This window comes from Actinoplanes palleronii (assembly GCF_016862315.1).
Classification (GTDB): Bacteria; Actinomycetota; Actinomycetes; order Mycobacteriales; family Micromonosporaceae; genus Actinoplanes; species Actinoplanes palleronii.
In genome coordinates this window covers 35,577-62,565 of record NZ_BOMS01000015.1, presented here as the reverse complement: position 1 = coordinate 62,565, position 26,989 = coordinate 35,577, and the positions used below count along the sequence as shown (strand labels likewise).

Annotated in this window: 29 protein-coding genes; 12 read left to right on the top strand and 17 right to left on the bottom strand. The window is 70.3% G+C overall.

Annotated features, from left to right (window positions below):
• Positions 1 to 13: 13 nt before the first annotated feature.
• Positions 14 to 568 (bottom strand): AAA family ATPase, encoded by a 555-nt coding sequence (locus Apa02nite_RS06125; RefSeq protein ID WP_203824193.1) that lies wholly within the window; start codon positions 566 to 568, stop codon positions 14 to 16.
• Between the two features lie 65 nt (positions 569 to 633).
• Between Apa02nite_RS06125 and Apa02nite_RS06120 the strand changes: the two genes are divergently transcribed.
• The 4 genes from Apa02nite_RS06120 (at position 634) to Apa02nite_RS06105 (ending at position 4,003) form a co-directional block, all read left to right on the top strand.
• The gene (locus Apa02nite_RS06120) at positions 634 to 1,332 is read left to right on the top strand and encodes a histidine phosphatase family protein (RefSeq protein WP_203824192.1); all 699 of its coding nucleotides are present in this window, start codon (positions 634 to 636) and stop codon (positions 1,330 to 1,332) included.
• A 62-nt stretch (positions 1,333 to 1,394) separates the two neighbouring features.
• Entirely contained in the window at positions 1,395 to 1,994 is a 600-nt protein-coding gene (locus Apa02nite_RS06115) for an ArsR/SmtB family transcription factor (RefSeq protein WP_203824191.1), read from the top strand.
• Entirely contained in the window at positions 1,991 to 3,244 is a 1,254-nt protein-coding gene (locus Apa02nite_RS06110) for an MFS transporter (protein ID WP_239164151.1), read from the top strand. The genes Apa02nite_RS06115 and Apa02nite_RS06110 overlap by 4 nt, the downstream gene beginning before the upstream one ends.
• A 15-nt stretch (positions 3,245 to 3,259) precedes the next feature.
• Positions 3,260 to 4,003, top strand: a complete 744-nt coding sequence (locus Apa02nite_RS06105; RefSeq protein ID WP_203824189.1) for an alpha/beta fold hydrolase — start codon at positions 3,260 to 3,262, stop codon at positions 4,001 to 4,003.
• Here the strand turns inward: Apa02nite_RS06105 and Apa02nite_RS06100 are convergent.
• A complete protein-coding gene (locus Apa02nite_RS06100) occupies positions 3,989 to 4,834 on the bottom strand; it encodes an alpha/beta fold hydrolase (RefSeq protein ID WP_203824188.1) in 846 nt (281 codons plus the stop codon). The genes Apa02nite_RS06105 and Apa02nite_RS06100 overlap by 15 nt on opposite strands.
• Before the next feature lie 84 nt (positions 4,835 to 4,918).
• Here Apa02nite_RS06100 and Apa02nite_RS06095 point away from each other — a divergent pair, with 84 nt between their 5' ends.
• The gene (locus Apa02nite_RS06095) at positions 4,919 to 6,514 is read left to right on the top strand and encodes a nucleotidyl transferase AbiEii/AbiGii toxin family protein (RefSeq protein WP_239164150.1); all 1,596 of its coding nucleotides are present in this window, start codon (positions 4,919 to 4,921) and stop codon (positions 6,512 to 6,514) included.
• A gap of 3 nt (positions 6,515 to 6,517) precedes the next feature.
• Here Apa02nite_RS06095 and Apa02nite_RS06090 read toward each other — a convergent pair whose 3' ends face one another.
• The 9 genes from Apa02nite_RS06090 to Apa02nite_RS06050 all read right to left on the bottom strand — a co-directional run bounded on the left by Apa02nite_RS06090 (position 6,518) and on the right by Apa02nite_RS06050 (position 13,954).
• Positions 6,518 to 7,270 carry a maleylpyruvate isomerase family mycothiol-dependent enzyme gene (locus tag Apa02nite_RS06090; protein WP_203824186.1) on the bottom strand — a complete coding sequence of 251 codons (753 nt, stop codon included), beginning with the start codon at positions 7,268 to 7,270 and terminating at the stop codon, positions 6,518 to 6,520.
• Between the two features lie 71 nt (positions 7,271 to 7,341).
• Positions 7,342 to 7,824: a metal-sulfur cluster assembly factor gene (locus Apa02nite_RS06085; protein WP_203824185.1), complete on the bottom strand. Its 483-nt coding sequence runs from the start codon at positions 7,822 to 7,824 to the stop codon at positions 7,342 to 7,344.
• Entirely contained in the window at positions 7,821 to 8,276 is a 456-nt protein-coding gene (sufU, locus tag Apa02nite_RS06080; protein ID WP_203824184.1) for a Fe-S cluster assembly sulfur transfer protein SufU, read from the bottom strand. The genes Apa02nite_RS06085 and sufU overlap by 4 nt, the downstream gene beginning before the upstream one ends.
• The gene (locus tag Apa02nite_RS06075; RefSeq protein ID WP_203824183.1) at positions 8,276 to 9,505 is read right to left on the bottom strand and encodes a cysteine desulfurase; all 1,230 of its coding nucleotides are present in this window, start codon (positions 9,503 to 9,505) and stop codon (positions 8,276 to 8,278) included. Before Apa02nite_RS06075 ends, sufU begins: the two co-directional genes overlap by 1 nt.
• A gap of 11 nt (positions 9,506 to 9,516) precedes the next feature.
• Positions 9,517 to 10,275 (bottom strand): Fe-S cluster assembly ATPase SufC, encoded by a 759-nt coding sequence (gene sufC / locus Apa02nite_RS06070; protein ID WP_203824182.1) that lies wholly within the window; start codon positions 10,273 to 10,275, stop codon positions 9,517 to 9,519.
• Entirely contained in the window at positions 10,272 to 10,604 is a 333-nt protein-coding gene (locus tag Apa02nite_RS06065) for a non-heme iron oxygenase ferredoxin subunit (protein WP_083972425.1), read from the bottom strand. The genes sufC and Apa02nite_RS06065 overlap by 4 nt, the downstream gene beginning before the upstream one ends.
• Complete coding sequence (sufD, locus tag Apa02nite_RS06060) at positions 10,604 to 11,731, bottom strand: Fe-S cluster assembly protein SufD (protein ID WP_203824181.1); 1,128 nt, start codon at positions 11,729 to 11,731, stop codon at positions 10,604 to 10,606. The genes Apa02nite_RS06065 and sufD overlap by 1 nt, the downstream gene beginning before the upstream one ends.
• Positions 11,732 to 11,768: 37 nt before the next feature.
• Positions 11,769 to 13,190, bottom strand: a complete 1,422-nt coding sequence (gene sufB / locus Apa02nite_RS06055; protein ID WP_067704173.1) for a Fe-S cluster assembly protein SufB — start codon at positions 13,188 to 13,190, stop codon at positions 11,769 to 11,771.
• Complete coding sequence (locus tag Apa02nite_RS06050) at positions 13,187 to 13,954, bottom strand: helix-turn-helix transcriptional regulator (RefSeq protein WP_203824180.1); 768 nt, start codon at positions 13,952 to 13,954, stop codon at positions 13,187 to 13,189. Before Apa02nite_RS06050 ends, sufB begins: the two co-directional genes overlap by 4 nt.
• A gap of 115 nt (positions 13,955 to 14,069) precedes the next feature.
• Between Apa02nite_RS06050 and Apa02nite_RS06045 the strand changes: the two genes are divergently transcribed.
• Positions 14,070 to 15,032 carry a COX15/CtaA family protein gene (locus tag Apa02nite_RS06045; RefSeq protein WP_239164149.1) on the top strand — a complete coding sequence of 321 codons (963 nt, stop codon included), beginning with the start codon at positions 14,070 to 14,072 and terminating at the stop codon, positions 15,030 to 15,032.
• A 746-nt stretch (positions 15,033 to 15,778) separates the two neighbouring features.
• Here Apa02nite_RS06045 and Apa02nite_RS06040 read toward each other — a convergent pair.
• The 3 genes from Apa02nite_RS06040 to Apa02nite_RS06030 all read right to left on the bottom strand — a co-directional run bounded on the left by Apa02nite_RS06040 (position 15,779) and on the right by Apa02nite_RS06030 (position 18,132).
• Entirely contained in the window at positions 15,779 to 16,657 is an 879-nt protein-coding gene (locus tag Apa02nite_RS06040; RefSeq protein ID WP_203824205.1) for an ATP-grasp domain-containing protein, read from the bottom strand.
• Positions 16,657 to 16,950 (bottom strand): hypothetical protein, encoded by a 294-nt coding sequence (locus Apa02nite_RS06035; protein ID WP_067704179.1) that lies wholly within the window; start codon positions 16,948 to 16,950, stop codon positions 16,657 to 16,659. Before Apa02nite_RS06035 ends, Apa02nite_RS06040 begins: the two co-directional genes overlap by 1 nt.
• Positions 16,951 to 17,175: 225 nt before the next feature.
• Positions 17,176 to 18,132 (bottom strand): heme o synthase, encoded by a 957-nt coding sequence (locus tag Apa02nite_RS06030; protein WP_198171264.1) that lies wholly within the window; start codon positions 18,130 to 18,132, stop codon positions 17,176 to 17,178.
• Positions 18,133 to 18,403: 271 nt separating this feature from the next.
• Between Apa02nite_RS06030 and tkt the strand changes: the two genes are divergently transcribed.
• From tkt to pgl, 5 genes are all read left to right on the top strand, one after another.
• Positions 18,404 to 20,518 (top strand): transketolase, encoded by a 2,115-nt coding sequence (tkt, locus tag Apa02nite_RS06025; RefSeq protein ID WP_203824179.1) that lies wholly within the window; start codon positions 18,404 to 18,406, stop codon positions 20,516 to 20,518.
• Positions 20,519 to 20,533: 15 nt separating this feature from the next.
• Positions 20,534 to 21,673, top strand: a complete 1,140-nt coding sequence (gene tal, locus Apa02nite_RS06020; RefSeq protein WP_203824178.1) for a transaldolase — start codon at positions 20,534 to 20,536, stop codon at positions 21,671 to 21,673.
• A gap of 87 nt (positions 21,674 to 21,760) precedes the next feature.
• Entirely contained in the window at positions 21,761 to 23,278 is a 1,518-nt protein-coding gene (gene zwf, locus Apa02nite_RS06015; RefSeq protein WP_203824177.1) for a glucose-6-phosphate dehydrogenase, read from the top strand.
• Positions 23,275 to 24,273: a glucose-6-phosphate dehydrogenase assembly protein OpcA gene (locus tag Apa02nite_RS06010; RefSeq protein ID WP_203824176.1), complete on the top strand. Its 999-nt coding sequence runs from the start codon at positions 23,275 to 23,277 to the stop codon at positions 24,271 to 24,273. Before zwf ends, Apa02nite_RS06010 begins: the two co-directional genes overlap by 4 nt.
• A 68-nt stretch (positions 24,274 to 24,341) precedes the next feature.
• Complete coding sequence (pgl, locus tag Apa02nite_RS06005; protein WP_203824175.1) at positions 24,342 to 25,070, top strand: 6-phosphogluconolactonase; 729 nt, start codon at positions 24,342 to 24,344, stop codon at positions 25,068 to 25,070.
• Between the two features lie 55 nt (positions 25,071 to 25,125).
• Here the strand turns inward: pgl and Apa02nite_RS06000 are convergent, their stop codons facing one another.
• The gene (locus tag Apa02nite_RS06000) at positions 25,126 to 25,533 is read right to left on the bottom strand and encodes a VOC family protein (protein ID WP_203824174.1); all 408 of its coding nucleotides are present in this window, start codon (positions 25,531 to 25,533) and stop codon (positions 25,126 to 25,128) included.
• A gap of 33 nt (positions 25,534 to 25,566) precedes the next feature.
• On the opposite strand from Apa02nite_RS06000, the gene Apa02nite_RS05995 reads away from it, so the two are divergent.
• Positions 25,567 to 26,169, top strand: coding sequence for a GNAT family N-acetyltransferase (locus Apa02nite_RS05995; RefSeq protein ID WP_203824173.1), 603 nt, complete (start codon positions 25,567 to 25,569; stop codon positions 26,167 to 26,169).
• A gap of 6 nt (positions 26,170 to 26,175) precedes the next feature.
• Here the strand turns inward: Apa02nite_RS05995 and Apa02nite_RS05990 are convergent, their stop codons facing one another.
• On the bottom strand, positions 26,176 to 26,520 hold the full coding sequence (locus Apa02nite_RS05990) for an RNA polymerase-binding protein RbpA (protein WP_067704872.1): 345 nt from the start codon (positions 26,518 to 26,520) through the stop codon (positions 26,176 to 26,178).
• Positions 26,521 to 26,634: 114 nt separating this feature from the next.
• A complete protein-coding gene (gene secG / locus Apa02nite_RS05985; RefSeq protein ID WP_067704203.1) occupies positions 26,635 to 26,889 on the bottom strand; it encodes a preprotein translocase subunit SecG in 255 nt (84 codons plus the stop codon).
• Between the last annotated feature and the right edge of the window lie 100 nt (positions 26,890 to 26,989).

Genomic DNA, 26,989 nt, shown 5'->3' with positions numbered 1-26,989 from the left:
GGGTGACCACCGATTAACCCGGCAGGCAGGCGAGCACGTCCCGATAGGTGCGATCGATCTCGTTCTCGTGGCTGTGCACGATCTGGGCATCCGGGCGCGACACCAACATGTCACATAACCGGTCATAAAGCCCCGCAACCTCATCCCGCTCCGCGGCGAAACGAGCCGAAGCCGGGGAACCGGTCGCCGCAGGGGAACCGGCCGCCGCCGCGGACCGGACGGCCCAGCGGCGGAGGGCGTTCTCCCGGGTGTCCATCAGGACGAGCTCGTGGAACGACGCGCCGGTCTCCGCCGCCAGCGCGCCGGCCTGCTCCAGGAAAGCCGGCCGGGCCAGCAACTGCGGCACGATCACGTCGTGACCGGCGAGCAGATGCACCCGGGCCGCGGCCAGCGCCGCCGCCCGGGCCAGCAGCCCGCCGGCCTGCGGGTCGGTGCGCCAGCCGCCGATCAGGTCCCGGAGCCGATCGATGTCCAGGTTCAGGGTCAGCGGACGGGCGGCGGCATACCGACCGGCGAGTGTGGACTTGCCGGTCGCGGGTGGGCCGTTGAGCACGATCAGCCGGGGCATTGGGCGAGACTACCGTCACTCGATGCGCCCTCCCGGCGACGTACCGTGACAGATAGGGTCCGATCATGACGGTTGTCGCGGAACTTGTCCTGATCCGGCACGGGCAGAGCCTGGCCAACGTCGCCTTCCCGGCCGCGGACGCGCAGCAGCTGCTGGAGGCGGCGGTGAGCGGGCCGGACGCCGAGGTGCCGCTCACCGGGCACGGCGAGGAACAGGCGCGCGCGCTCGGGGCCTGGCTCGCGGCACTACCGGCCGGTGCGCGCCCCGAGGTCGTGGTCACCTCCCCGTACACAAGAGCTCGGGAGACCTGGCGGATCGCGGCCGAGAGTGCCGGGATCACCCTGCCCGACGCCCACACCGATGATCGTCTTGTCGATCGGCTCAACGGTGAGCTGGCGATGCTCACCCGCGCCGCGATCGCGGCCCGGTTCCCGGGCGAGGCGGCCCGTCGCGCCGAGGCCGGCCTGTACGAGTACCGCCCGCCGGGCGGCGAGTCCTTCGCCGACATCCGCCTGCGCCTGACGTCCTTCCTGGACGATCTGCACCGCGAGCACGCCGGCCGGCGGGTGGTCGTGGTCGCGCACGACGCGGTGGTCCTGATGACCCGCGCGGTCCTCGAGGACCTGGACTGGGACGAGCTGGCCGCCCTGGAGAAGTCCGCGGGCCCGGTCCGGAACGCGTCGCTGACCCGCTTCACGAGCGACGGCGGAGCGGGCCTGAAACTCGACGGTTACAACGGCGTGGATCACCTCCCACCGGCCTGAACCCGCCGAAGCATATCGACATACGTCTTCCAAAGACTTCTTTGCAAAGATAAGTTGGGCCGATGCCCGCCTCCCCCGTCGTCCCCGGCCCGCACTCGTTGCGCGGCCTCGCTCACCCGCTCCGGGTGCGCATCCTCGGCCTGCTGCGCGAGCACGGCGCCTCGACCGCGACCCGGCTCGCCGGCCGGCTCGGCGAGTCGTCCGGAGCGACCAGTTACCACCTGCGTCAGCTCGCCGCCTACGGCTTCGTCGAGGACGTGCCGGGCCGGGGGGTGCGGCGGGAACGCTGGTGGCGGGTGGCGAGCCGGAGCAGCGCCCCGGTGCCGGCGGGCGCGGAGAACTACCTGCGGTCGGTCGCGGTCGCCGACTTCCAGCGGCTGCAGGACTTCCTCGGCGCCGCCGCGGACCTGCCGCCGGAGTGGCAGACCGGGGTCGCGATCCGCAACGTCGCGCTGCGGCTGACCCCGGCACAGGCCGGTGAGCTGCTGTCCCGGATCGGTGCGGTGCTCACCGACTACCCGGTCGACGACGACCCGGACCTCGCGGTGCCCGGCAGCGCCCGGGTGGTCTTCCAGTGGCAGGCCTTCCCCCTGCCGGCCCGTCCGGACACCGGCCCGCCACCTGGCGAACAGACCCGGAACGAGCCGCGAGGCGACCGGTGAGACGGAGCCTGACCGGTCTGCTCGCGGCCGAGGCGATCTCCCTGCTGGGCAGCCGGATCACCTTCGTGGCGCTGCCCTGGCTGGTGCTGACCAGCACCGGCTCGGCGCTGCTGGCCGGGGTGGCCGGCTTGGCCGAGATGCTTCCGTACGTGCTGGCCGGGCTGCTCGGCGGTCCGATCGTGGACCGGGTCGGTCCCCGGCCGACCGCGGTGGCCGCCGACGCGGCGAGCCTGGTCGCGGTGGCCGGGATCCCGCTGCTGGCCAGCACCGAGACGATCTCGTACTCGACTCTGCTCGGCCTGATCGCGGTGGCCGGGGCGCTGCGCGGGTTCGGCGACACCGCCAAGCGCGCGCTGCTCCCCCGGGTGATCGCCGGCGCCGGGCTGTCCACCGAGCGGGGCACCACGCTCTACGACGGGATCAGCCGGGTGGCCACCCTGCTCGGCCTGCCGCTGGCCGGGTTGCTGGTGGCCGCGGTCGGACCGGCCCGGGTGCTGCTCGTCGACGCGGCCACGTTCGGCGTGTGCGCGCTGATCATCTCGATCTACGTGACGGCCGGTTCCACCGGCCAGGAGACCGCGGAGGACGAGGAGAGCGGTTATGCGGCGGCACTGCGGTGCGGTTTCCGGTACGTACGACAGGACCGGCTGATCGTCGGGATCATGTCGATGCTGTTCGCCACGAACCTCTTTGACCAGGCGTACGCGACGGTGTTCGTGCCGGTGTGGGTGCGCGACGGCCCGCACGGCCCGGCGGCGCTCGGTGTGCTCGGCAGCGCCTTCGGGGTGGGTGCGGTGGCCGGGAACATCCTCTGGACGATCATCGGGCCGCGGGTGCCCCGGCGGGTCACCTTCGCGGTCTGCTTCCTGATCGGCGGCCCGGCGCAGCTGCTCGCGCTGGCCCTGACCGACCGGCTGTGGGCGGTGCTGGCGATCGCCGCGCTGGCCGGCGCGCTGATGTCGACGATCAACCCGATCCTGCTGGCCGCCGTCTACGAACGGGTCCCGATCCGGATGCAGGGCCGGGTGATGAGCGTGCTGATCGCGTTCTCCTGGGCCGGCATCCCGCTCGGCGGGGTCCTCGGCGGCTGGGCGGTCGAGGACCTGGGCCTGCGCACCGCCGCGCTGCTGGCCGGGATCGGTTATCTCGTGGTGACCCTGTCACCGTTCCTGTTCTCCGCCTGGCACGCCCTGGACGAGCATCGGGTCATCCGCAAATCGGGGGCCCGGGCACTGGCCACGGTGGAGTGAGGAAAGATCGGCCGGATGACGCTTGCCTTCGATGTGACCGGTGACGGTCCGGACGTGCTCCTGCTCCACTCCACCGTGTGTGACCGCCGGATGTGGGATCCGCAGGTCCCCGACCTGGTCGCGGCCGGTTTCCGGGTGACCCGCTGCGACTTCCGCGGCTTCGGCGACAGCCCGATCCCGGACCAGCCCTGGAACGACGCCGACGAGATCGTCGAGCTGCTCGGCGGGCGCCCGTTCGCGGTGGCCGGCGCGTCCGGCGGCGGTCAGCTCGGGCTGGAGATCGCGGCCCGGTGGCCGGAGCGGGTGACCGCGCTCGCGCTGCTCTGCACCGCGCTGCCCGGGCACCCGAAGAGCCCGCAGCGGCTGGCGTTCGCCGGCGAGGAGGACGCCCTGGTGACCGCGGGCGACCTGGACGCGGCCACCGAGCTCAACGTGCGGACGTGGGTCGGGCCGGCCGCCGGGCCGGAACAGCGGGAGGCGGTCCGGGTGATGCAGCGCCGGGTCTTCGAACTGCAGCCGCCGGACATGCCGGAGCCGGAGCAGATCGAGGTGGAGTGGGAGCTGGACACGATCGCGGCCCGGACCCTGCTGCTCTCCGGGGCGTACGACCTGCCGGACTTCCGGGAGATCGCGGTGCACCTGGCCGGGGTGCTGCCGGACGCCCGGCACGTGGAACTGGACTGGGCCGGTCACCTGCCCAGCCTGGAGCGGCCGGAGCTGGTGAACCCGCTGCTGATCGACTTCCTACGCGCGGTTTAAGAACCCGGTCACCTTCTGGACGAACCATTCGGCGTCGTCGAGCCAGGCGAAGTGACCGCCGCCGGGGACCACTGCCAGCTCCGCCTGCGGGAACAGGCCGGCGTACTCGGCGGCGGGCTTCGGCGGCAGTTGGAGGTCGACCTCGCCGGTGATCAGGAGCACCGGGGCGGGGAAGGTGGCCAGCCGGGCGCGCACCTCGTACGGATCAAAAGCTCCGTCGGCGTAGTAGGCCGCGGCCGCGACGTTGTTCTTCTGCCCGGCCTCGCGGGCCGAATAGGCCTGCGTCTCGGCGTCCCACCGTCCGTAGATGAGCGGCGCCAGCGCCCGGCCGTCGGCCGGTGTGGCCTGCCCGGTCTGCACCCGCTCCAGGGCGGCGTAGGCCTCCGGGAACCAGGGCTCGGCCCGGCGCTCCTCGGCCACCCGCCGCCGGTCCAGGTCGCTGATCTCCAGGTGGACCGCCCGCGGGCTGGGGTTGACCAGCACCAGCCGGCGCACCCGCTCCGGGTGCCGGGCCGCGTAGAGCAGCGCCAGCGTGGCACCGGCCGAGTGGCCGAGCAGGTCGAACCGCTCCAGCCGGACGTGCTCGCGCAGCGCCTCGACGTCACCCACCTGCCGGTCGCAGCGGTAACTGTCCGGACCGGCCGGCACCTCGGACGCGCCGGTGCCGCGCAGATCCGGGATCAGCAGCCGCCGGTGCGCGGACAGCCCGCCCAGGTCGTCGAGGTACGCGGAGGCCTGCATGGGGCCGCCGGGCAGGCAGACGAGCGGGTCGCCGGAGCCGGAACGGTGCAGCGCGAGCCGGATGCCGTCCGGGGCGTCGAAGGTGTCCACGCCCCGGATTTTATGCGTGAACATCGATGCATGGCGAGCAAAACGGTCGTCCGGAAGGCGTCGTTCCGGCTATTCTCCCGGGTCGTGAAAGAGATTACGGGGGACTTCGAAACCCACGTGACCGTCTATCCGAACCAGGCCGAGGTGCTCGCCGCGTTCGCCGCCGACCACGGCGCGACCTTCCTGCACATCGAACTGGACCGGGGTTCGGCCATGTCCCAGCCGATGCTGACGCTGCACGGCAGCGGCACCCTGACCGAGCAGCAGGCGGTGGCCCGGGACTGGTGCCACTGGCTGCGGGTGGCCGGGATGGACCCGATCCGCAGCAAGATCGAGGTGGCGCCATGGGCCGACGGCGTGCCACAGCACGACCGGGACGCCCGCGACGAGCCGGACGACAGGTACTTCGAACACCACCTCAAGCTGCGGCTGCCGGCCGGGATGACCGACCTGATCACGGTCACCGACCTGGTCGAGCCGCACGGGGCCCGGCTCTCCCGCAACGCCCGGTCCCGGTCCGCCGACGGCGCCGAGACCCGCTTCGTCAACCAGCGCTGCCACCGGGTCGGCCGGTCCACCGCGTCGCTGCGGCTGGACCGGCTGGTCACCGCGCTGCGCGAGGCCGGCCACGAGGTGGTCTCGGTCGAGCAGGAGTACGTGGTGCAGGACACCAACCTGGGCCTCGACGCCGGCTGGCTGCCCGGTACGACGTTCGGTGTCGCCCGCCCGGCACGCCGTAAGGTCCAGCTGGCGCCGGCCACCCCGCGCGGCTACCCGGCCACCTACCGGCCGGTGCCCCAGCCGAAACGGACGCTGCGCCGCAGGTCACCGGACGTACGGCAGGAACTGGTCTTCGACCCGGCGCTCAAGCAGCACGCGAACGCCTACCGGGCGGGTGAGCCGGTGTTCGGCGACCCGGCGGCCGGCGAGCGCTGGCGGGCCGCCCGGCGGGCCGCACTCGACCACGTCTTGGCCCAGCTGACCGGCGAGTCCTGGAGCCGGCACCTGGTGCTGCGCGGCAGCGTCACCATGCCGGCCTGGGTCGGCGCCGCCGCCCGCGAGCCCGGCGACCTGGACTTCGTGGTCACGCCGGCGTCGGTGACCAGCGACGGCGAGGCGGGCCGCCGGCTGTTCGACCGGATCGTCCGGGCACTCGGCGAGCGGCCCGGCGCCGGGCTGCGGGCCGACCGGATCGAACAATCCGAGATCTGGACGTACGAGCGGGCCGACGGCCGCCGCCTGGTCATCCCGTTCGAGGTCGAGAACGTGCCGGGCGGCATCGTGCAGGTCGACGTGGTGTTCGGTGAGAACCTGCCGGTCGCGCCCGAGCCGATCACCCTGCCCGGGGTGACCGGCCCGGTCCTGGCCGCCACCGCCGGACTGTCGCTGGCCTGGAAACTCCAGTGGCTGGCCACCGACTGCTACCCGCAGGGCAAGGACCTCTACGACGCGGTGCTGCTGGCCGAGCGGGCCACCGCCGACCTCGCGCTGGTCCGGGAGCTGCTGCGGCCGGAGCTGGGCGCGACGGCCGACGACTTCACCGCCGAGACCGTGCTGAGCTGGACCGACGTCCAGTGGGACAACTTCGCCCGGGACTACCCCGGCCTGGTCACCGAGCCGCACGAGCACCCGTGGCTACGGCGGCTGGCCGTGGCCCTGGACCGCGCCTGGCGGGTGTGACGATCAGTGCTTGGACCACTCGCGGAGCTGGACGGCGACCTCGCGGTCGCCGTCGATCCGGACGTCCTCCAGCGGGATCCGGCGGTAGAGGTGCAGGAGCAGGTCGCTGGCGGTGCCGTGCACCCGGGTGACCGGCTCACCGCTGGCCGCCGGATCCGCGGTGGCGCCGCTCGGTGACAGGTCGAGCGTCCAGGACGGTCCCTCGATCGCCTGGAACTGCACCCGGGCCGGGCGGTGCGGCCAGGCCCCGAGCGAACCCATCACCACGGCGAAGAACTCGCTCATCCCATCGACGGCGACCGCGGCCGGCAGCGGTTCGGGTTTGCCGAGGGCCTCCATGGCGTCGTAGGCGTGCACCGCCGACTCCTGCACCTGGTGCCGGGCCACCGCGCCCGAGGTGTGCGGACCGGCCGACTCGGGCCACCAGGCCCAGCACGGGGTGTCCGGCCCGGCGGCGCGCAGGGCGGCGTCGAGCATCCGGGTCGACCCGGAGAACCACTCCAGCAGGTCGCTCTCCGGCAGGGTGCTGCCGTGCCGTTCCTTGGAGGGTGGGCCGGACGGGTCCGCCTCGGTCACCACGAGAGCCCAGAAGCGCTGCACCTCACCGAGGTGCGCGATCAGGTCCCGCAGCGACCAGTCGGGGCAGCCGGGAACCCGGGCGTCGAGGGCCGGCGCCAGCGCGGCGGCCTCCCGCAGTGCCGCGGAGCGCTCCTCGACCAGCGTGATCAGCTCGGGGAAGGGCGGAGTCGGTGTCATTCCCGGTTTCTACCATCCAAATACGACAAAGGGCGGCACGCTTGTCGCGCACCGCCCTTTGGAGACACTTATCAGACGTTGAAACCGAGCGCCCGGAGCTGCTCGCGTCCATCGTCCGTGATCTTGTCGGGGCCCCACGGCGGCAGCCACACCCAGTTGATCCGGAAGTCCTGCGTCAGGCCGCCACCGGGGCCGGTGGTCAGCGCCTGCCGGGTCTGGTCCTCGATCACGTCGGTCAGCGGGCAGGCCGCGGAGGTCAGCGTCATGTCCAGGGTGACGACGTTGTCGTCGTCCACGTGCACGCCGTAGACCAGGCCGAGATCGACGACGTTGATCCCGAGCTCGGGGTCGACGACGTCCTTCATGGCCTCTTCGACGTCGTCGGTGGACGCCTTCTTGACCGGTGCTTTTTCAGCGACCGGCTCTTCCTCCGCGACCTCAGCCGGGGCCGACAACTCGGTCTCCGGCACCTCGACCACGTCACCCGCGGCCTCGGCGGCGTCGCGCTCGGCGGCCAGCCAGGCCGGTACCTCGTCGGTCTTGTTGTCCGTCATGCCTTCACCTCCGGGCTCGCGCCCACGTCGACGCCCGCGCGAACGGCCGCGTCCTTGAATGCCATCCACGGGAGCAGGGCACACTTCACCCGGGCCGGGAACTTCGCCACCCCGGCGAAAGCGACCCCGTCACCGAGCACCTCTTCGTCCGGCTCGATCTGGCCGCGGCTCTGCATCAGCTCCACAAAAGCATGGTGGATCCGTGCGGCGTCGTGCCGGTCCTTGCCCTGCAGCAACTCGTGCAGGACCGAAGCCGAGGCCTGGCTGATCGAGCAGCCCAGGCCGTCGTACGAGATCTCCGACAGATCGGCGGAGACCCGCACGGTGATCTCGTCACCGCAGGTCGGGTTGACGTGGTGCGCCTCCCCGTCGTACGGGTCGCGCAGTCCACGCCCATGCGGGTGCTTGTAGTGATCCAGGATGATCTCCTGGTACAGCCCGTCGAGCATCATCAGCCGAACACCTTCCGCACCTGGTCGAGACCGCGCGCCAGGGCGTCGATCTCTTCCGTTGTCGTGTAGAGGTAGAACGAGGCCCGGGTCATCGCCGGCACCGCGAAGCGTACGCAGACCGGACGGGCACAGTGGTGGCCGACCCGCACCTCGACGCCGAGCGCGTCCAGGATCTGCCCGACGTCATGGGGGTGTACCCCGTTCACACCGAACGACACGGTACCGCCGCGGTTCTCGGACGACGTCGGGCCGAAGATCCGGACGTCCGGGACCCCGGCGAGCTGGTCCAGCGCGTACCGGGTGATCTCCTGCTCGTGCCGGTGGACCTCGTCCATGTCCAGCGCGGTCAGGTAGTCGACGGCCGCGCCGAGACCGATCGCCTCGGTGATCGGCGGGGTGCCGGCCTCGAACCGGGCCGGCGGCGGGGCGAACGTGGTCTTCGCCATCGACACCGTCTCGATCATCGACCCGCCGGCCAGGAACGGCGGCATCGCGGCCAGCAGCTCGAACTTGCCCCAGAGCACGCCGATACCGGTCGGGCCGAGCATCTTGTGCCCGGTGAACGCGATGAAGTCGACACCCAGCGCGCGCACGTCGACCGGGAAGTGCGGCACCGACTGCGAGCAGTCCAGCATGACCAGCGCGCCGACCTGACGGGCCCGCGCCACCAGCGCGGTCACGTCGTTGATCGTGCCGAGCACGTTGGACATGTGCACCACCGAGACCAGCTTGGTGCGCTCGTTGACCAGCTCGTCGAGCCGGGACTCGTCGAGCCGGCCCTCGTCGGTGATGCCGAACCAGCGCAGCGTGGCGCCGGTCCGCTCGCAGAGCAGCTGCCAGGGCACCAGGTTGGAGTGATGCTCCATCTCGGAGATCACGATCTCGTCGCCGGGCTTCAGGCCGAGGAACTGACCGGCCGAGTGCGCGACCAGGTTGATCGCCTCGGTGGAGTTCTTCGTGAAGATCACTTCATCGGGACTGCCCGCACCGATGAAGCTCGCCACCTTGGCCCGGGAGCCCTCGTACATCTCGGTCGACTCGGTGCCCAGAGTGTGCACCGAGCGCGACACGTTGCCGTTGTGCTTCTCCTGGTGCGCGCGCATGACGTCGAGCACCTGCACCGGCTTCTGCGAGGTGTTGGCGCTGTCCAGGTAGACCAGCGGGTGGCCGTTCACCTCCCGCTCGAAGATCGGGAAGTCCTTGCGCACCCGTGCGACGTCGAAGCTCATGACTCGTCCTCTCAGGCCTTGGTGAGGAACTTCTCGTAGCCCTCGGCCTCGAGGCGGTCGGCCAGCTCGGAGCCGCCCTCTTCGACGATCTTGCCGCCGACGAAGACGTGCACGAAGTCCGGCTTGATGTAGCGCAGGATCCGCACGTAGTGGGTGATCAGCAGGAAGCCGGTGTCGCCGTTCTCCCGGACCCGGTTGACACCCTCGCTGACGATCCGCAGCGCGTCGATGTCGAGGCCGGAGTCGGTCTCGTCGAGGATCGCCATCTTCGGCTTGAGCAGCTCGAGCTGCATGATCTCGTGCCGCTTCTTCTCACCGCCGGAGAAGCCCTCGTTGACGTTGCGCTGGGCGAACGCCGGGTCCATCTGCAGCTTCTCCATCGCGCCCCGCAGCTCGCCGGCCCAGGTGCGCAGCTTCGGCGCCTGGCCGTCGATCGCGGTCTTCGCGGTACGCAGGAAGTTGGCCACCGAGACGCCGGGGACCTCGACCGGGTACTGCATGGCCAGGAAGAGGCCGGCCCGGGCGCGCTCGTCCACGCTCAGCGCGAGCAGGTCCTGGCCGTCCAGGGTGACCGAGCCACCGGTGATCTGGTATTTCGGGTGACCGGCGATGGAGTAGGCCAGCGTCGACTTGCCGGAACCGTTCGGGCCCATGATGGCGTGGGTCTCGCCGGCTTTGATGGTGAGGTCGACCCCGGCCAGGATCGGCTTCAGCTCTCCATCGGGCAGCTTCACCGAAACCTGCAGGTCGCGGATCTCCAGGGTGCTCACGGCTCTACTCCATTGCTCGGTGTCGTCGAAACGTAGATGTCTCCGTCGCGAATCTCGACGGGGTAGACCGCCACCGGTTCGATGGCGGGCGGTCCGGAGGGCTCACCGGTGCGCAGGTCGAAACGGGAACCGTGCAGCCAGCATTCCAGCGTGCACCCGTCGACCTCGCCCTCGGAGAGCGCCACCGAGGCGTGACTGCACTCGTCGCGGACCGCGTAGAAGTTGTCGTCGTCGGCGTGCACGATCGCGATCTCGACACCGTCGACCTCCACCTGGAGCGCGGTGCCCTTGGCCACGTCGGCCACCGGGCCGACGTTCTCGAACGTCACTATGACCCGGCCTCCACCAGCCGAGCCTCGATGGCGTCGCCCAGGCGCTCGCGCAACTCCGCGACCGGGATCTTGTTGATCAGCTCGGCGAAGAAGCCGCGGACCACCAGCTTGCGCGCCTCCCCCTCGGGGATGCCGCGGGCCATCAGGTAGAACAGCTGCTCGTCGTCGAACCGGCCGGTCGCGCTGGCGTGCCCGGCGCCGGCGACCTCGCCGGTCTCGATCTCCAGGTTCGGGACCGAGTCGGCGCGGGCGCCGTCCGTCAGCACCAGGTTGCGATTGATCTCGTACGTGTCGGTGCCGGTCGCCGCCGCCCGGATCAGCACGTCGCCGACCCAGACGGTGTGCGCCGACGCGCCCTGCAGCGCCCCGCGGTAACCCACGTAGCTGCGGCAGTCCGGCACGCTGTGATCGACCAGCTGGCGGTGCTCGTGGTGCTGGCCGGCCGCCGCGAAGTACAGCCCGAACAGCTCGGCGTCGCCGCCCCGTCCGGTGTATTCCACACTGGTGAACTGGCGGACCAGGTCGCCACCGAGGGTCACCTGCACGTGCTGGATCCGGGCGTCCTTGCCGACCCGGATCTTCACGTGCTGGGCCTGCACCGCGTCACGGTCCCACTCGGCGAGCGTGACGAAGGTGAGCTGGGCGCTGTCGCCGAGCACCACCTCGATGTTGTCGGCCAGGGTGACCGAGCCGGTCTGGTGCAGCACCACGGTGGCCTTGGCGAAGTTGCCGACCTTCACCACGGTGCGCGCGGCAGCGGCGTCGCCGCCCTTGCCGACCAGACGGATCACGGCCGCCTCGGCCGGTACGGCCTCGGCCGCCACCTCGATCACGGTGACGCCCGCAGCCGAGCCGTAGGCCAGCGCGCTGACCCGGTCGAACGGGGTCAGCACCGGCTCGACGTCGTCGGCTGTCGACACCGTCACGCCGACCGGTAGGTCGGCGTACTCCACGGACGGGGCCGCCCCGGTCAGCGTCGTGGCCGTGACCAGGTCACGCAGGCGCTTGAGGGGGGTGAAACGCCACTCCTCCTCCAGGCCGTTGAGGGCCGGGAAGTCGGCGACGTCGAAGGAGCGCAGCACCTGCGACTTGGTGCGCGGCGGGGCGATGACCTCGGTTGTCATTTCTTCCTTTAATCCGCTTGTGATTGGGCCCGGGTGCTTAACCCACGGCCCCTTCCATCTGCAGCTCGATCAGCCGGTTCAGCTCCAGGGCGTACTCCATCGGGAGCTCCTTGGCGATCGGCTCGATGAAGCCACGCACGATCATGGCCATCGCCTCGTCCTCGGTCAGACCACGGCTCATCAGGTAGAAGAGCTGGTCCTCGCTGACCTTGGAGACGGTCGCCTCGTGCCCCATGTTCACGTCGTCCTCGCGGATGTCGACGTACGGGTACGTGTCCGAGCGGGAGATCGTGTCGACCAGCAGCGCGTCGCACTTGACCGTGCTCTTCGAGTGCGCGGCACCCTCGAGCACCTGGACCAGGCCGCGGTAGCTGGTGCGGCCACCGCCCCGGGCGATCGACTTGGAGATGATCGTCGAGGAGGTGTGCGGTGCGGCGTGCACCATCTTGGCGCCGGAGTCCTGGTGCTGGCCCGCGCCGGCCATGGCGATCGAGAGCACCTCGCCCTTGGCGTGCGCGCCAGTCATGTAGACCGCCGGGTACTTCATGGTGACCTTGGAGCCGATGTTGCCGTCGACCCACTCCATGGTCGCGCCCTCTTCGCAGGTGGCGCGCTTGGTGACCAGGTTGTAGACGTTGTTCGACCAGTTCTGGATGGTCGTGTACCGGACCCGCGCGTTCTTCTTCACGACGATCTCGACGACCGCGGAGTGCAGCGAGTCGGACGAGTAGATCGGCGCCGTGCAGCCCTCGACGTAGTGGATGTAGCTGCCCTCGTCGGCGATGATCAGGGTCCGCTCGAACTGGCCCATGTTCTCGGTGTTGATCCGGAAGTAGGCCTGCAGCGGGATGTCGACGTGCACACCCTTCGGCACGTAGATGAACGAGCCGCCGGACCAGGTCGCGGTGTTCAGCGCGGCGAACTTGTTGTCGCCGACCGGGATCACCGTGCCGAAGTACTCCCGGAAGAGCTCCTCGTGCTCGCGCAGGGCGGTGTCGGTGTCCAGGAACAGCACACCCTGCTGCTCCAGGTCCTCACGGATCGCGTGGTAGACGACCTCGGACTCGTACTGCGCGGCGACGCCGGAGACGAGGCGCTGCTTCTCGGCCTCCGGGATGCCCAGCTTGTCGTACGTGTTCTTGATGTCCGCGGGCAGGTCGTCCCAGGTGGCGGCCTGCTTCTCGGTGGAACGCACGAAGTACTTGATGTTCTGGAAGTCGATGCCGGTGAGGTCGGCGCCCCAGTTCGGCATCGGCTTGCGGCCGAACAGGCGCAGGCCCTTGAGCCGCAGGTCGAGCATCCACTGCGGCTCGCTCTTCAGAGCGGAGATGTTGCGAACCACGGCCTCGGACAGGCCACGCTGAGCGGTGGCACCGGCGGTGTCGGTGTCGGACCAGCCGTACTCGTACTTGCCAAGTGCGGCCAGGTGCTCTTCCTGAGTGACGATCTGGTCAGTCATGTATCTGTCCTAACCGTGGTGGTAGAAAGCATTTCGTCCGCTTTAGGGTGGCGGGCGGGGCGGTCGGATGGGGTGTGCGCAGGGCGGTGAGGGATGTGCGTGGTGCACACCCCGTCGCCGTGCGCGATGGTGGCGAGACGCTGCACGTGGGTGCCGATGAGGCGAGAGATGACTTCGGTCTCGGCGTCGCACAGCTGAGGGAACTCGGCGGCCACGTGGGCCACCGGACAGTGGTGCTGGCACAACTGTCCGCCGGACGCGATCGTGGTCGCGCTGGCAGCGTAGCCTTCCGCGGTCAGCGCATCGGCGAGCGCCTCCGCCCGGGCGATCGGATCGGTGCCGGCCTCTTCGAGAGCCGCACTGCAGCGGTCCTCGAGGGCCTGGATCTGCGAGGCGGCGAACGCGGTGACCGCCTGCGGGCCGTTGTTCTGCGCGATCCAGCGCAGCGCGGCGGCGGCGATGTTGTCGTAGTGGTGCGGGTTGAGATCCTCGCGGGCGGCGGCGGTGAGCACGAACGCCTTCGCCGGGCGGCCACGGCCACGCGGGCCGGTGCGCCGCACCTCGCGCGTCTCGACCAGGCAGTCGGCGAGCAGGGCGTCGAGGTGCTTGCGGATCGCGGCGGGGCTCAGGCCGAGCTGCGCGCCGAGCTCGGCGGCGGTGGCGGGGCCACGGCGCAGCAGCTGGGCGACCCGGTCACGGGTGCGGCCGTCCGACACGGCGGCTGACGCCTCCGCACCGTTGCCGACCAGCACCTCGTATTTCACTACGCCAACGTTACGTATTTCCTCGGGCACCTGCAAACCGGGTTCCGGTGATCCGTCACACCGGCATCCGGGGGACGCGATTTTCAAGATCAAATTCGAGCGTACGATCGTCCGCGTGAAGTCCTTCGAGCCGCTGTTCCGCCCGTTCACCGCCGTGCTGCGTCCACTGGCCCTCGCGTCCCTGGTCGCCAACGTCGCGCTGATCGTCACCGGTGCCGCGGTCCGGCTCACCGACTCCGGTCTGGGTTGCCCGACGTGGCCCAAGTGCACCGACGGGTCATATACGACGACGTCCGCGATGGGCGTGCACGGCGTGATCGAGTTCGGCAACCGGATGCTCACGTTCGTGCTCGTGGCTCTCGCGATCGCCTGCTTCCTCGGCGCGATGGGCCGGCCCCGCCGCCGGTCGCTGGTCCGGCTGTCGATCGCGGTCGGCCTCGGCATCCCGATGCAGGGCGTGATCGGCGGCATCACCGTGCTGACCCACCTCAACCCGTGGGTCGTCGGGCTGCACTTCCTGCTCTCGATCGCGCTGATCACGGTGGCCTACGCGTTCTGGCGCCGGATCGACGAGGGTGACGCCGCCCCGGTCCTCCTGGTGCCCGCTCCGCTCCGTGCCCTCGGCGCGCTCACCACGCTGGCCAGCCTCGCGGTCGTCGCGGTCGGCGTGGTGGTGACCGGCAGCGGCCCGCACTCCGGCGACCGCGGCGCCAAGCGCAACGGCCTCGACCCGGCCGCCATCTCCCAGGTCCACGCCGACCTGGTCTTCCTGCTGATCGGCCTGTCGGTGGCGCTGTGGTTCGCCCTCCGCGCGGTCCCGGCCCCCGCGGCCGCCGTCCGCGCCGCCGGGGTGCTGGTCATCGTGGAGCTGTCGCAGGGCCTGATCGGCTTCGTCCAGTACTTCACCCACCTCCCGGTGATCCTGGTCGCCGCCCACATGCTCGGCGCCGGCCTGGTGTGGTGGGCGACGCTCGGCGCCCTGTGGTCCTTGCGCGAACGCCCGGTGGTGGCGGACTCCACGCCCGCCGGCCAGACGCCGGCCCCGGCACCGTCGAAGGATCCCGTTCCGGCCGCTTGACCGCGCCGGCCCGGCGTCGCCGCCGCGCCCTGCCCCACTCACGCCCTGCCTCACTCGCGGCCTGCCTCACTCGCGGCCTGCCTCACTCGCGGCCTGCCTCACTCGCGGCCACGATGGACCGGGTCAGGGCGGGAGGGGTCGGCTGCGGGCTCGCTGGGGGTTGCTTCCCAGGCGAGGGACCTGGTGGTCACGGCCCGATACGCCGGTCACCGGTCGCGTTCGGGCACTGCCGTCCCCAGAGGTGGGTGCCCACTCCGGGCAGACGATCCGGTCCAGACCGCTGATCCCGTTCCACCTGCACGGGGTACGCCGTGGAGCCCGCGACGTTCCCGCTCCGGACCGCGCCGCAACGCGCGTCACGGCCCAGCTGGCCCTCACGGCCCTTTTCCGACCCTCATAAGGGCCGCCAGGGCCAGCCGGGCCCACGCGGCTGGACGCCACGGCCCGAATCCGGCACCCATAAAGGCCGCCAGGGCCAGCCAGGCACGCACGGCTGGACGCCACGGCCCGAATCCGGCGCTTATAAGGGCCGTTGGGGCCAGCCGGGTGGTGGGCGGGGCAGGTGCTTGGGTTGGTGGGGTGAGCGGGACCACCGGTACATCCGGGAGGCGCTGGGCGGTCCGGGGTGGACGGATGTCGCGGGGCGCCGCCACGAGACGGGCTGCTGCGGTTGGGGGCGGCCGTGCCCGTACAAGAAAAAGAAACGGACCGCGCCAAGAGGCGCGGTCCGCAGCAAGCAGGTGGGGTTAGAGGCGGGCCAGGATGCCGTCGGCCAGGCGGGTGGCGGCGGTGGGGGCTTCGCGGAGGAAGAGGGACGGCTCGGTGAGCTCCAGCTCGATCATCATGGGGCGGGCGTCGGGGCCGGGGATGACGTCGACCCGGGCGTAGAGCAGGCGCTTGGAGCCGCCGGGGATCGCGGCCAGGGCCTGGCGGGCGATCTCCAGCTCGGCGGCGGACGGGGTGCGTGGGGTGATGTCCTCGCTGCCCGGGTTGATCTCGTGCTCGCCGGTGCGCAGCAGCATCGGTCCCTTGCGGATCGCGTGGCTGAAGGTCAGCTCGCCGGTCGCGTCGGGCAGGCACAGCAGGGCGGTCTCGCCGGCGGTGGCGACGGCGGCCAGGTACGGCTGGACCATGGCGGTCCGGCCGGCGGCGGTGAGCCGGCTGACGTGCGCCTCGGCCTCCGCGCGCTGGCCGGGCAGGGCGTAGCGGGCGGTGTCCTGGCTGCCGGCCGAGACCGTGGGCTTGACCACCCACTCGCCGTCCGCCGGCGCGGACCAGGACTCGCCGGGGCCGACGAACGTGGTCGGGATGATCGGGACGCCGGCCGCGGCGAGTTCGCTGAGGTACCGCTTGTCGGTGTTCCAGGCGATGATGTCGGCCGGGTTGGCCAGCCGTGGCACGCTGCGCGCCCAGGCCACGAACTGGTCGTGGCGGGCGACGTAGTCCCACGGCGAACGGATCACGGTGAGGTCGTAGCGGGACCAGTCGGCGCCCGTGTCGTCCCAGCTCACCGCGTCGACGGCCACCCCGCGCGCGACGAGAGCGTCGCGCAGCGGGTGGTCGTCGTCCCACAGGTCGGGGAAAAGGTCGCAGGTGACCAGGGCGACCCGGGCGTCGGCGGGCATCAGCGCGCCATGCTCCGGCGCGCCATCGACCGCCACAGGTCGTTGCTGGGACGCATCTGCTCGAGGAGCTCGCGCTCCCACTCGTTCTCCACCTGGACGCCGGCGTGCTCACACGCCTGCCGGGCGACACCGGTGTCCTGGGCGAACTGGTCGGACCACTCGCCGTCCTCACCGACCAGGACGATGCGGGCGCCGCGCTTACCGACGTACTCGATGACCGCCTTCGCGCCGCCGTGACCGGCGGCGAAAGACTTGATCTCTGAGGTCAGCGTCATTACGGAACCTTCTGCCATGACTCGCAGCCTAAGCAGTCCGCGAGGGATCGTGGGGTACTCCGGAAGCCTTTTGTGACCGCTGTTACCAGCAGGTTTCCCCGCGCGAGGGATAGTTATGCACCAATTACGCCCGATTTGCCCGGTGACCAGAATCAGCCTAATGAGTGACGGACAGTAGTTGACACTGATCACAATCCGGGCATTGTGTGCGACTCACCCGTAACCAGATCACCGAGGGCGATCTCAGATGAGAGCGTCCACCGCGACCGCCAGGAACAGCAGCGTCAGGTACGTGATGGAGAGCTGGAACAGCCGCATCGGCTTCACCATCCCGCCGTTGCGGGTCTGGTAGACCAACCGGATCGACTCGCCCAGGAACAGCGCGCCGGTGACGACCGCGGAGACGGCGTAGATCCAGCCCAGCCCGAACTCGGCGCCGAGCGGCCACGCCACGACCGCCGAGGACACCACGGTGAGCACGGTGTAGAGCAGGATCTCGAAGTTCACCCGGGCGACGGAGCGCACCACCGGGAGCATCGGGATGCCGGCCCGCGCGTAGTCGTCCTTGTACTTGATGGCCAATGCGTAGAAATGCGGCATCTGCCAGAAGAAGACGACTGCGAACAGCGCCCAGCCCATCGGCGCGATCGATCCGGTCACCGCGGCCCAGCCGATGACCACCGGCGCGGCGCCGCAGACACCGCCCCAGAACGTGTTCGCCGGGGTGCGCCGCTTCAGCCAGAGCGTGTAGACCACGTCGTAGTAGAAGATCGAGAACGCGGTGAGCGCGGTCGCCAGCCAGTTGGTCAGCACCGCCATCAGCACCACCGACACCACCGCGAGGGTGAGCCCGAAGATCAGCACCGCGCGAGGGGTGATCTGGTGGGTCGGCAACGGACGCCGCTTGGTCCGCTTCATCAGCACGTCGATGTCGCGGTCGATGTAACAGTTCAGCGCGCTCGCCGCGCCACCCGCCAGTGCCCCGCCGACCAGCACCGCGAAGAAGGTGACCAGGTCCGGCCAACCTCCGGCCGCGAGCAACATCGTGGGCACCGTGGTCACCAGCAGCAACTCGACGATGGCCGGTTTGGTCAGTGCCACATAGCCGCGGACCACCGCCATCCGGTCACGTCGTGACTCGCGTGGCGCAGGCTCCGCCACGCCGGGCGACCGTCGCTGGACGGAACGCTCGGTGATCATGCTCACGGACAGCCACCTTCCGGCATTTGGACCAACTCGCAGCCGCGTGCCGGGTGTCCCATCGACCCGGCCAAGCCGCCCGGACAGCCTACGCGCCACCATCTCCGCTGCTCGGGGCACCCAGCACGGGTGGAGACCATCACACCCCTCAACCGTGTGTCCGCTCACAGCGTATGTGCCTACGGCGTTCGCTGCGCAGACGTTTAGCCCTACTGGATAGGGTCAAGCCGAAAAGGGTTCCACATTCCCTGCCCCGAGGAGCACAACAGACGTGGGTGCCACAGTTCCTGCTCTCAATTGGTCCGACCTCGACCGCAAGGCGGTCGACGCGGTTCGGGTGCTGGCCATGGATGCCGTCGAGAAGGCCGGCAACGGCCACCCCGGCACGGCCATGAGCCTGGCCCCGGCCGCCTACCTGCTGTTCAACCGCGTGATGCGGCACGACCCGACCGACCCCCACTGGGCGGGCCGCGACCGGTTCGTACTGTCCTGCGGTCACTCCAGCCTCACCCTCTACATTCAGCTCTTCCTCAGTGGTTACAGCCTGTCGCTGGATGACCTGAAGTCGCTGCGCCAGTGGGACTCGCTGACCCCGGGTCACCCGGAGTACGGCCACACCTCCGGCGTCGAGATCACCACCGGCCCGCTGGGTCAGGGCATCGGCAACGCGATCGGCATGGCCATGTCGGCCCGCCGCGAGCGCGGCCTGTTCGACCCGGACGCCGCACCCGGTGAGTCGCCGTTCGACCACCACATCTACTCGATCGCCTCGGACGGCGACATCGAGGAGGGCGTCAGCCACGAGTCGAGCGCCATCGCGTCGGTGCAGAAGCTCGGCAACCTCACGGTGATCTACGACGACAACCAGATCTCCATCGAGGACGACACCCGGATCGCCAAGAACGAGGACGTCGGCGCGCGGTACGCGGCGTACGGCTGGCACGTGCAGACGGTGAACTGGAGCGGCGCGGACCCGTACGTCGAGGACGTCGACGCGCTCTGGGACGCGATCCAGGCCGCCAAGGCGGTGACCGACAAGCCGTCGTTCATCGTGCTGAAGACGATCATCGGCTGGCCCGCGCCGAAGAAGAAGAACACCGGCAAGATCCACGGTTCCGCGCTGGGCGCCGACGAGATCGCCGCGACGAAGGAGATCCTCGGGTTCGCGCCCGAGCCGTTCGCCATCGACGACGACATCATCAAGTACGCACACCAGACCGTCGAGCGCGGCAAGGCGGCGCACGCCGAGTGGGACAAGGGCTTCCAGTCCTGGGCCGCCGGCAACGCCGAGCGCAAGGAGCTCTTCGACCGGCTGGCCGCCAAGAAGCTCCCGGAGGGCTGGCACAAGGCGCTCCCCGAGTTCCCGGCCGACGAGAAGGGCCTGGCCACCCGGGCCGCGTCCGGCAAGGTGCTGGAGGCGCTCGCGCCGGTGCTCCCCGAGCTCTGGGGCGGCTCCGCCGACCTGGCGGAGAGCAACAACACCACGATGAAGGGCGAGCCGTCCTTCATCCCGGCGGAGTACGCCACCAAGGAGTTCCCGGGTCACGAGTACGGCCGCACGCTGCACTTCGGCATCCGTGAGCACGGCATGGGCTCGATCCTCAACGGCATCGCGGTGCACGGCGGCACCCGGCCGTACGGCGGCACGTTCCTGGTCTTCAGCGACTACATGCGCGGCTCCGTCCGGCTGTCCGCGCTGATGAAGCTGCCGGTCATCTTCGTGTGGACGCACGACTCGATCGGTCTCGGCGAGGACGGCCCGACGCACCAGCCGATCGAGACGGTGACCGCGCTGCGCGCGATCGTCGGCCTCGACGTGGTCCGCCCGGCCGACGCCAACGAGACCGCGTGGGCCTGGCGTGGCGCGCTGGAGCACACCGACCGCCCGACCGCGCTCGCCCTGTCCCGGCAGAACCTGCCGACCCTGGACCGGACCAAGTACGCGTCGGCCGAGGGCACCCTCAAGGGCGGCTACGTGCTGTCCGAGGCGTCCGACAGCAACCCGAAGGTGATCCTGATCGCCAGCGGTTCCGAGGTCTCCATCGCGCTCACCGCGCAGGAGCGCCTCGAGGCGGAGGGCACCCCGACGCGGGTCGTCTCGATGCCCTGCCAGGAGTGGTTCTTCCAGCAGGACACCGCGTACCAGCAGGAGGTCCTGCCGAGCGGGGTCAAGGCCCGGGTCACGGTCGAGGCCGGCATCCGGATGAGCTGGGACCGCATCCTCGGCGACGCCGGCGAAGCGGTCAGCATCGAGCACTACGGCGCCAGCGCCCCCGCGAAGATCCTCTTCGAGCAGTTCGGTTTCACGCCTGACAACGTCGTTGCCAAGGCCAACGCCTCGCTGGCCCGGGCCGGCGAGATCACCGGTCACAAGACCGGCAACTGACAGGAGTTGAAGGTAATGACCGACAGACTGGCAGAGCTCTCCGCCGCGGGTGTCGCGGTGTGGCTCGACGACCTCAACCGGGTGCGCCTGACCAGCGGTTCGCTGGACAAGATGCGCCGCGATCAGCACATGGTCGGTGTGACCACCAACCCGAGCATCTTCCAGAAGGCGCTGTCCGACGCGGACGCGTACGACGTGCAGCTGCGTGACCTGGCCTCGCAGGGCGTGACGGTCGAGGAGGCCGTCCGCCTGATGACCGCCGCCGACGTACGGGCGGCGTGCGACGTGCTGCGCCCGGCGTACGACGCCTCCAACGGCGTCGACGGCCGGGTCTCCATCGAGGTGGACCCGCGCAAGGCGCACGAGACCGACCCGACCGTCGCCGAGGCGAAGACGCTGTGGTGGCTCGTCGACCGGCCGAACCTGTACATCAAGATCCCGGCGACGCTCGCCGGCCTGCCCGCGATCACCCAGGTGCTCGCGGCCGGCATCAGCGTCAACGTCACCCTGATCTTCTCGCTCGAGCGCTACCGGGCGGTCATGGACGCGTTCCTGGCCGGTCTGGAGCAGGCGAAGGCGAACGGCCACGACCTCGCCAAGATCGGTTCGGTCGCGTCGTTCTTCGTCTCCCGCGTGGACAGCGAGGTGGACAAGCGCCTCGACAAGATCGGCACCGACGAGGCCAAGGCGCTCAAGGGCAAGGCGGCGATCGCCAACGCCCGCCTGGCCTACGAGGCGTACACCGAGGTCTTCGGCACCGAGCGGTGGACGGCGCTGTCCGGCGCCGGCGCGCACCCGCAGCGGCCGCTGTGGGCCTCCACGTCCACGAAGAACCCCGACTTCCTCGACACGATCTACGTCGAGGAGCTGATCGCGGCCGGCACGGTCAACACCATGCCGGAGTCGGTGATCTTCGCGTACGAGGACCACGGCACCACCAAGGGTGACACCATCACCCCGAACATCGGGCACGCCAAGCAGGTCTTCGCCGACCTCGCGGCGGCCGGCATCGACTTCGACGACGCCGTCAAGGTCCTCGAGGAGGAGGGCGTCGAGAAGTTCGAGTCCGCCTGGAAGGAACTCCTCGTCGACGTGGACAAGTCGCTGAAGGCGGCCAGTGCCGGCGCGGCGAACCCGAGCGACGCGGCCAAGTAACGAGCAACAGGTAACAGGGTTGTGCGGCCTGTCGTGAACACTTCGCGACAGGCCGCTCCATTCGCGAAAAACTGGCAGGATGACAACGTGGGTAATCCGCTGCGTACCGCACAGGACCGACGGCTCCCGCGGATTCCGGAGCCCTGCGCTCTGGTGATCTTCGGGGTCACCGGTGACCTGTCCCGAAAGAAGCTCATCCCGGCCGTCTACGACCTGGCCAACCGCGGTCTGCTGCCACCAGGTTTCGTGGTGGTGGGCTTCGCCCGGGCTGACTGGGGCGACGGCGACTTCGAGTCGCTCGCCTACGCCGCCGCCAAGAAGGGCGCCCGGACACCGTGGCGTGAGGACGTCTGGCAACGGCTCTCGAGCCAGTTCCAGTTCGTACCCGGCTCGTTCGACGACGACGCCGACTTCGACAAACTCTCCGAGACCCTGGACCAGCTGCGTGAGCGCAACGGCATCCAGGGCAACACGGCCTTCTACTTCTCCATCCCGCCGGCCGCCTTCCCGCTGGTGCTCAACCAGCTGAACCGGACCGGTCTCGCGGACAACGCCAAGTCCGGCGGCTGGCGCCGGGTGGTGGTGGAGAAGCCGTTCGGCAACGACCTGGCCACCGCCATCTCGCTGAACCAGCTCGTCGACGACGTGTTCAACCCGGACGACGTCTACCGGATCGACCACTACCTGGGCAAGGAGACGGTCCAGAACATTCTGGCGCTGCGCTTCGCGAACAACCTGTTCGAGCCGGTGTGGAACTCCAAGTACGTCGACTCGGTGCAGATCACCATGGCCGAGGACGTCGGCATCGGCACCCGGGCGGCGTTCTACGACGCGTCCGGCGCCGCCCGCGACGTGCTGCAGAACCACCTGCTCCAGCTGCTCGCGCTGGTCGGCATGGAGGAACCGACGAGCTTCGACCCGCAGGAGGTGCGGGCCGAGAAGCTCAAGGTCCTCAAGGCGATCGCGCTGCCGGCGGACATCGCGGCCGGCTCGGTCCGCGGGCAGTACCTCCCCGGCTGGGTGGCCGGTGAACGCGCCGTGGGTTACCTCGAAGAGAAGAACATCCCGGCCGACTCGACGACCGAGACGTACGTCGCGGTCCGCCTCGGCATCCAGAACCGGCGCTGGGCGGGAGTCCCGTTCTACGTCCGGGTGGGCAAGCGGATGCCGCGCCGGGTCACCGAGATCGCGATCCTCTTCAAGCAGGCGCCGCACCTGCCGTTCGATCCGGCCGATGTGGAGATGCTGGGCAACAACCAGCTCGTCATCCGGGTGCAGCCGGACGAGGGCGTGGTGCTCAAGTTCGGTTCCAAGGTGCCGGGCACCTCGATGGAGGTCCGCGACATCGCGATGGACTTCCAGTACGGCGAGGCCTTCACCGAGTCCAGCCCGGAGGCGTACGAACGCCTGGTGCTGGACGTCCTGATCGGCGACCGGACGCTGTTCCCGGACGCGGCCGAGGTCGAGCAGTCCTGGCGGGTCATCGACCCGCTGGAGGCCGCCTGGGCGAGCACCGCACCGGAGCCGTACCGGGCCGGTGAGTGGGGCCCGCGAGCCTCGGACGAAATGCTGGAGAACGAGGGCCGCGCCTGGAGGCGAGCATGATCGGGCTGTGGGACACCACTGGTAACGAGGTCGTGAAGGCACTCGCCGCGGAACGCCGCAGTGCCGGGGGCGTGGCCTCCGGGCTCGCGCTGACCCTGATCGCCGTGGTCGAGGAGAAGAAGGTCCGGGAGGCCGAGGCGGCCGCCACGATAGCCGCCTCCGCGCACCCGTGCCGTCTGCTGATCGTGGTCCGCTCCGATCTGGACGGACGCAGCCGGCTGGACGCGGAGATCGTCGTCGGTGGCCGGCTGGGCCCGGCCGAGGCGGTCGTGATGCGGATGTACGGCCGGCTCGCGCTGCACGCCGAGTCGGTGGTCATGCCGCTGCTCGCCCCGGACGTCCCGGTGGTCTCCTGGTGGCACGAGGAGCCGCCGAACATGATCGCCAACGACTTCCTGGGTGTGGTGGCCGACCGCCGGATCACCGACAGCGCGCAGGCGCCCGACCCGGTGGCCGCGCTGCGCCAGCGGGCGATCGACTACGCGCCCGGTGACACCGACCTCACCTGGACCCGGATCACGCTCTGGCGGAGCCTGGTGGCCGGCGCGTTCGACGCCACCGAGGCCCGGGTGATCGGCGCCAAGATCGTGGCGCCGGCGAAGGACCCGACCGCCTGGCTGATGCTCGGCTGGCTCAAGGCCCGGCTCAACATCGAGCCGACGATGGAGCACACCGACCGCTCCCCGCGGCTGCACTCGGTCGAGCTGCAGTGCGAGAACGGCGACTACGTCCGGGTCACCCGGGAAGAGGGCACCGCCCTGTTCAGCCGGTCCGGTCAGGAGGATCGGTACATGCCGCTCCCCCGCCGGGCGGTCGGCGACGAGCTCGCCGAGGAGCTGCGCCGGCTCGACGCCGACCAGATCTACGCGGACGCGCTGGGTGCCATGGCCGGCGTCGCCGGTCTCGACCACCGGCTGCCGATGCGGGTGCACGTCTGGAAGGACCCGACCCTGGCAGCCCGGGCCGCCGCACCGACCGACGCGATGGCCGGCTAGTCCGACAACTACATGAGAAGGGCCGTCCGCCGATCGGTGGACGGCCCTTCCGTCGAAGGAGAACCCAAGTGAGTGAGACCGTGGTCGTGGTGGTTCCGGACGCCGACATCCTGGCGTCGACGGTGGCCGCGCGGCTCGTCATCCGGATCATCGACGCGCAGGCGGTGCACGGCACCGCCAGCGTGGTGCTGACCGGCGGCCGGGTGGCCGCCAAGGTGCTGCGCACGGTCCGGGAGCTACCGGCCGCCGCGGCGATCGACTGGTCCCGGGTGGACCTGTGGTGGGGCGACGAGCGTTTCCTGCCCTCCGGTGACCCGGACCGCAACGAGACCCAGGCCCGGGAGGCGCTGCTGGACGCGCTGCCGCTGGACCCGGCCCGGGTGCACGCGATGCCCGCCTCGGACGGCCCGGACGGTGACGACGCGACAGCGGCCGCCGCCCGGTACGCGGCCGAGCTGACCGCCGCCGGTGACGGCCGGGTGGCCCGCTTCGACGTACTGATGCTCGGGGTCGGCGAGGACGGGCACGTGGCGTCGCTGTTCCCGGGGCACCCGGTGCTCAAGGAGGAGGGTGCCGCGGTGGCCACCTTCGACAGCCCGAAGCCGCCGCCGACCCGGGTCACGCTGTCCCTGGCGACGATCCGCGGCGCCGACGAGGTGTGGCTGGTCGCCGCGGGTGCGGACAAGGCCGGGCCGATCGCGTCGGCGCTGGCCGGCGGGGATCTGCCGGCGGCTCGTGCTCAGGGCGTACGCAAAACGCTCTGGCTTCTGGATCAGGCTGCCGCGGCGAACCGCTGACCTCGAGCGGGGACATGGTCCGGGCGCGCAGCGCGCCCGGACCGGGCAGGTCAGGTCAGGTACGGGACGAGATCTGCTGAACCGCCCAGGCGTTGCCGTCCGGGTCGCTGAAGAAGACGAATCCGACGTTGTCCAGCGGATCCGGGGTCGGCGACGGGTTCTCCCCCAGCGTCGTCACGTCGCTGACCTGGACGCCGCGGGAGACCAGCTCGGCGTGCGCCGCCTTGATGTCCCGGACCACCAGTTGCAGGCCCTTGAGCGAGCCGGGCGGCATCTCCGGCACCGCGCCCTTGCCGAACACGATCGAGCAGCCGCTGCCCGGCGGGGTCAGCTGCACGATCCGCACCTGGTCGCCGAACACGGTGTCATGATCGACATGGAAGCCGAGTTGCTCGGCATAGAACCGTTTGGCCCGGTCGATGTCGCTGACCGGAACGATGACCACCTCGAGAGTCCAGTTCATGCCGCTCATGCTGCCATCCGTAGACTCCGGAAGGTGCCTGTTGCGATTCGCGCCTACCGATCGAGCGACCTCGACGCCATCTACGACATCTGCGTCCGGACCGGCGAGGCGGGCGGCGACGCACGCGGGAAGTACAGCTCGGACCGCCTGCTCGGGGACATCTGGGCGGCGCCCTACGTGATCCTGGAGCCGGAGCACGCGCACGTCCTGGACGACGGGACCGGCCGCCCGGTCGGCTACATCATCGGTACGGCGGACACCGCCACGTTCGTCGAGCGATACCGCGCGGAGTGGCTGCCGGCCACCGCGGACCGGCTGGTCGACGGCGACCCGCGCGACGAGGAGATGCTCGAGTTGCACCGGCACCCGGAGCGGATGCTGCTGCCCGAGCTGCACGACCACCCGGCACACCTGCACATCGACCTGCTGCCGGAATGGCAGGGCAAGGGGCAGGGACGCGGCTTGATGGCCGCGTTCCTGACCGGACTGCGCGCCGCCGGCGTGCCCCGGGTGCACCTCGGCATGGCGCCGGAGAACCACGGCGCGCACGCGTTCTATCAGCGGCTGGGGTTCCGGGACCTGCCGGTCCCGGATGCCGGTGCGCTCTTCCTGGGCCGCGACACCAGCCCGCTGTAACGAGGCTTACTCCCGGCCGCGGCGCTGCCGGACCTTGGCCAGCGCCTCGGCCAGGATCGCCGCGGCGTCCTCGTCCGAGCGGCGCTCCTTGACGTAGGCCAGGTGCGACTTGAACGGCTCGGTGCGGGACCGGCCCGGAGGCTGCTCCTGGTCGAGGCCGGCGGGCTGGCCGCAGCGCGGGCAGTCCCAGGTCTCCGGAGCCGGCGCCTCAGCGGCGAACCAGATCCGGCTGTTGTGACCGGCCGCACAGAAATAGCTGACCTGCCGGCGCGGTGCGGGTTCGGTGCGCTCGTCGGGGCGCATCGGGCTGGAGCCGACTCGGCTGCCGCGGATGGCGCTGCCACTGGACACGGACGTCACTCCTGATCAACTCGGGCTTACCCTGATCACTTTTTTGATCAAAAAGACAAACCGCGCGGCCGGATGAACCGGCCGCGCGGCAGAGTCTACGACGGTTGTCGCGGGTCAGGAACCCACCGCGAGCTTGAGCCAGAAGCCGAGACCGACGACGCAGGCGAACCAGATGATGCCGACCAGAACCGTGTACCGGTCGAGGTTCTTCTCCGCCACCGAGGAACCGGCCAGGCTGGAGGACACGCCGCCACCGAACATGCTGGACATGCCGCCACCCTTACCGCGGTGCAGCAGGATCAGCAGGGTCAGCAGGATGCTCGTGATGATCAGCAACACGATCAGCGTGTACGCGAATCCGATCGGCATGGTCGGGTTCATTCCTCTCGAAGGGCACTGCAGCGGTCCCACAATAGCGGGTGCCCGGCCGTTTCATCCGGCCGGGCACGCGCGATTCGTAGCTCAGGTC

Excerpts from the sequence above, each read along its gene's own strand:
- Apa02nite_RS06125 (WP_203824193.1), bottom strand. The coding sequence starts at position 568 with ATGCCCCGGCTGATCGTGCTCAACGGCCCACCCGCGACCGGCAAGTCC.
- sufB (WP_067704173.1), bottom strand. The coding sequence starts at position 13,190 with ATGACTGACCAGATCGTCACTCAGGAAGAGCACCTGGCCGCACTTGGC.
- Apa02nite_RS06030 (WP_198171264.1), bottom strand. The coding sequence starts at position 18,132 with ATGATCACCGAGCGTTCCGTCCAGCGACGGTCGCCCGGCGTGGCGGAG.
- Apa02nite_RS06040 (WP_203824205.1), bottom strand. The coding sequence starts at position 16,657 with ATGCCCGCCGACGCCCGGGTCGCCCTGGTCACCTGCGACCTTTTCCCC.
- secG (WP_067704203.1), bottom strand. The coding sequence starts at position 26,889 with ATGCCGATCGGATTCGCGTACACGCTGATCGTGTTGCTGATCATCACG.
- Apa02nite_RS06120 (WP_203824192.1), top strand. The coding sequence starts at position 634 with ATGACGGTTGTCGCGGAACTTGTCCTGATCCGGCACGGGCAGAGCCTG.
- Apa02nite_RS06010 (WP_203824176.1), top strand. The coding sequence starts at position 23,275 with ATGATCGGGCTGTGGGACACCACTGGTAACGAGGTCGTGAAGGCACTC.
- Apa02nite_RS06090 (WP_203824186.1), bottom strand. The coding sequence starts at position 7,270 with ATGACACCGACTCCGCCCTTCCCCGAGCTGATCACGCTGGTCGAGGAG.
- Apa02nite_RS06000 (WP_203824174.1), bottom strand. The coding sequence starts at position 25,533 with ATGAACTGGACTCTCGAGGTGGTCATCGTTCCGGTCAGCGACATCGAC.
- Apa02nite_RS06115 (WP_203824191.1), top strand. The coding sequence starts at position 1,395 with ATGCCCGCCTCCCCCGTCGTCCCCGGCCCGCACTCGTTGCGCGGCCTC.
- Apa02nite_RS06035 (WP_067704179.1), bottom strand. The coding sequence starts at position 16,950 with ATGGCAGAAGGTTCCGTAATGACGCTGACCTCAGAGATCAAGTCTTTC.
- sufD (WP_203824181.1), bottom strand. The coding sequence starts at position 11,731 with ATGACAACCGAGGTCATCGCCCCGCCGCGCACCAAGTCGCAGGTGCTG.
- sufU (WP_203824184.1), bottom strand. The coding sequence starts at position 8,276 with ATGATGCTCGACGGGCTGTACCAGGAGATCATCCTGGATCACTACAAG.
- Apa02nite_RS06075 (WP_203824183.1), bottom strand. The coding sequence starts at position 9,505 with ATGAGCTTCGACGTCGCACGGGTGCGCAAGGACTTCCCGATCTTCGAG.
- Apa02nite_RS06085 (WP_203824185.1), bottom strand. The coding sequence starts at position 7,824 with ATGACGGACAACAAGACCGACGAGGTACCGGCCTGGCTGGCCGCCGAG.
- Apa02nite_RS06105 (WP_203824189.1), top strand. The coding sequence starts at position 3,260 with ATGACGCTTGCCTTCGATGTGACCGGTGACGGTCCGGACGTGCTCCTG.
- tal (WP_203824178.1), top strand. The coding sequence starts at position 20,534 with ATGACCGACAGACTGGCAGAGCTCTCCGCCGCGGGTGTCGCGGTGTGG.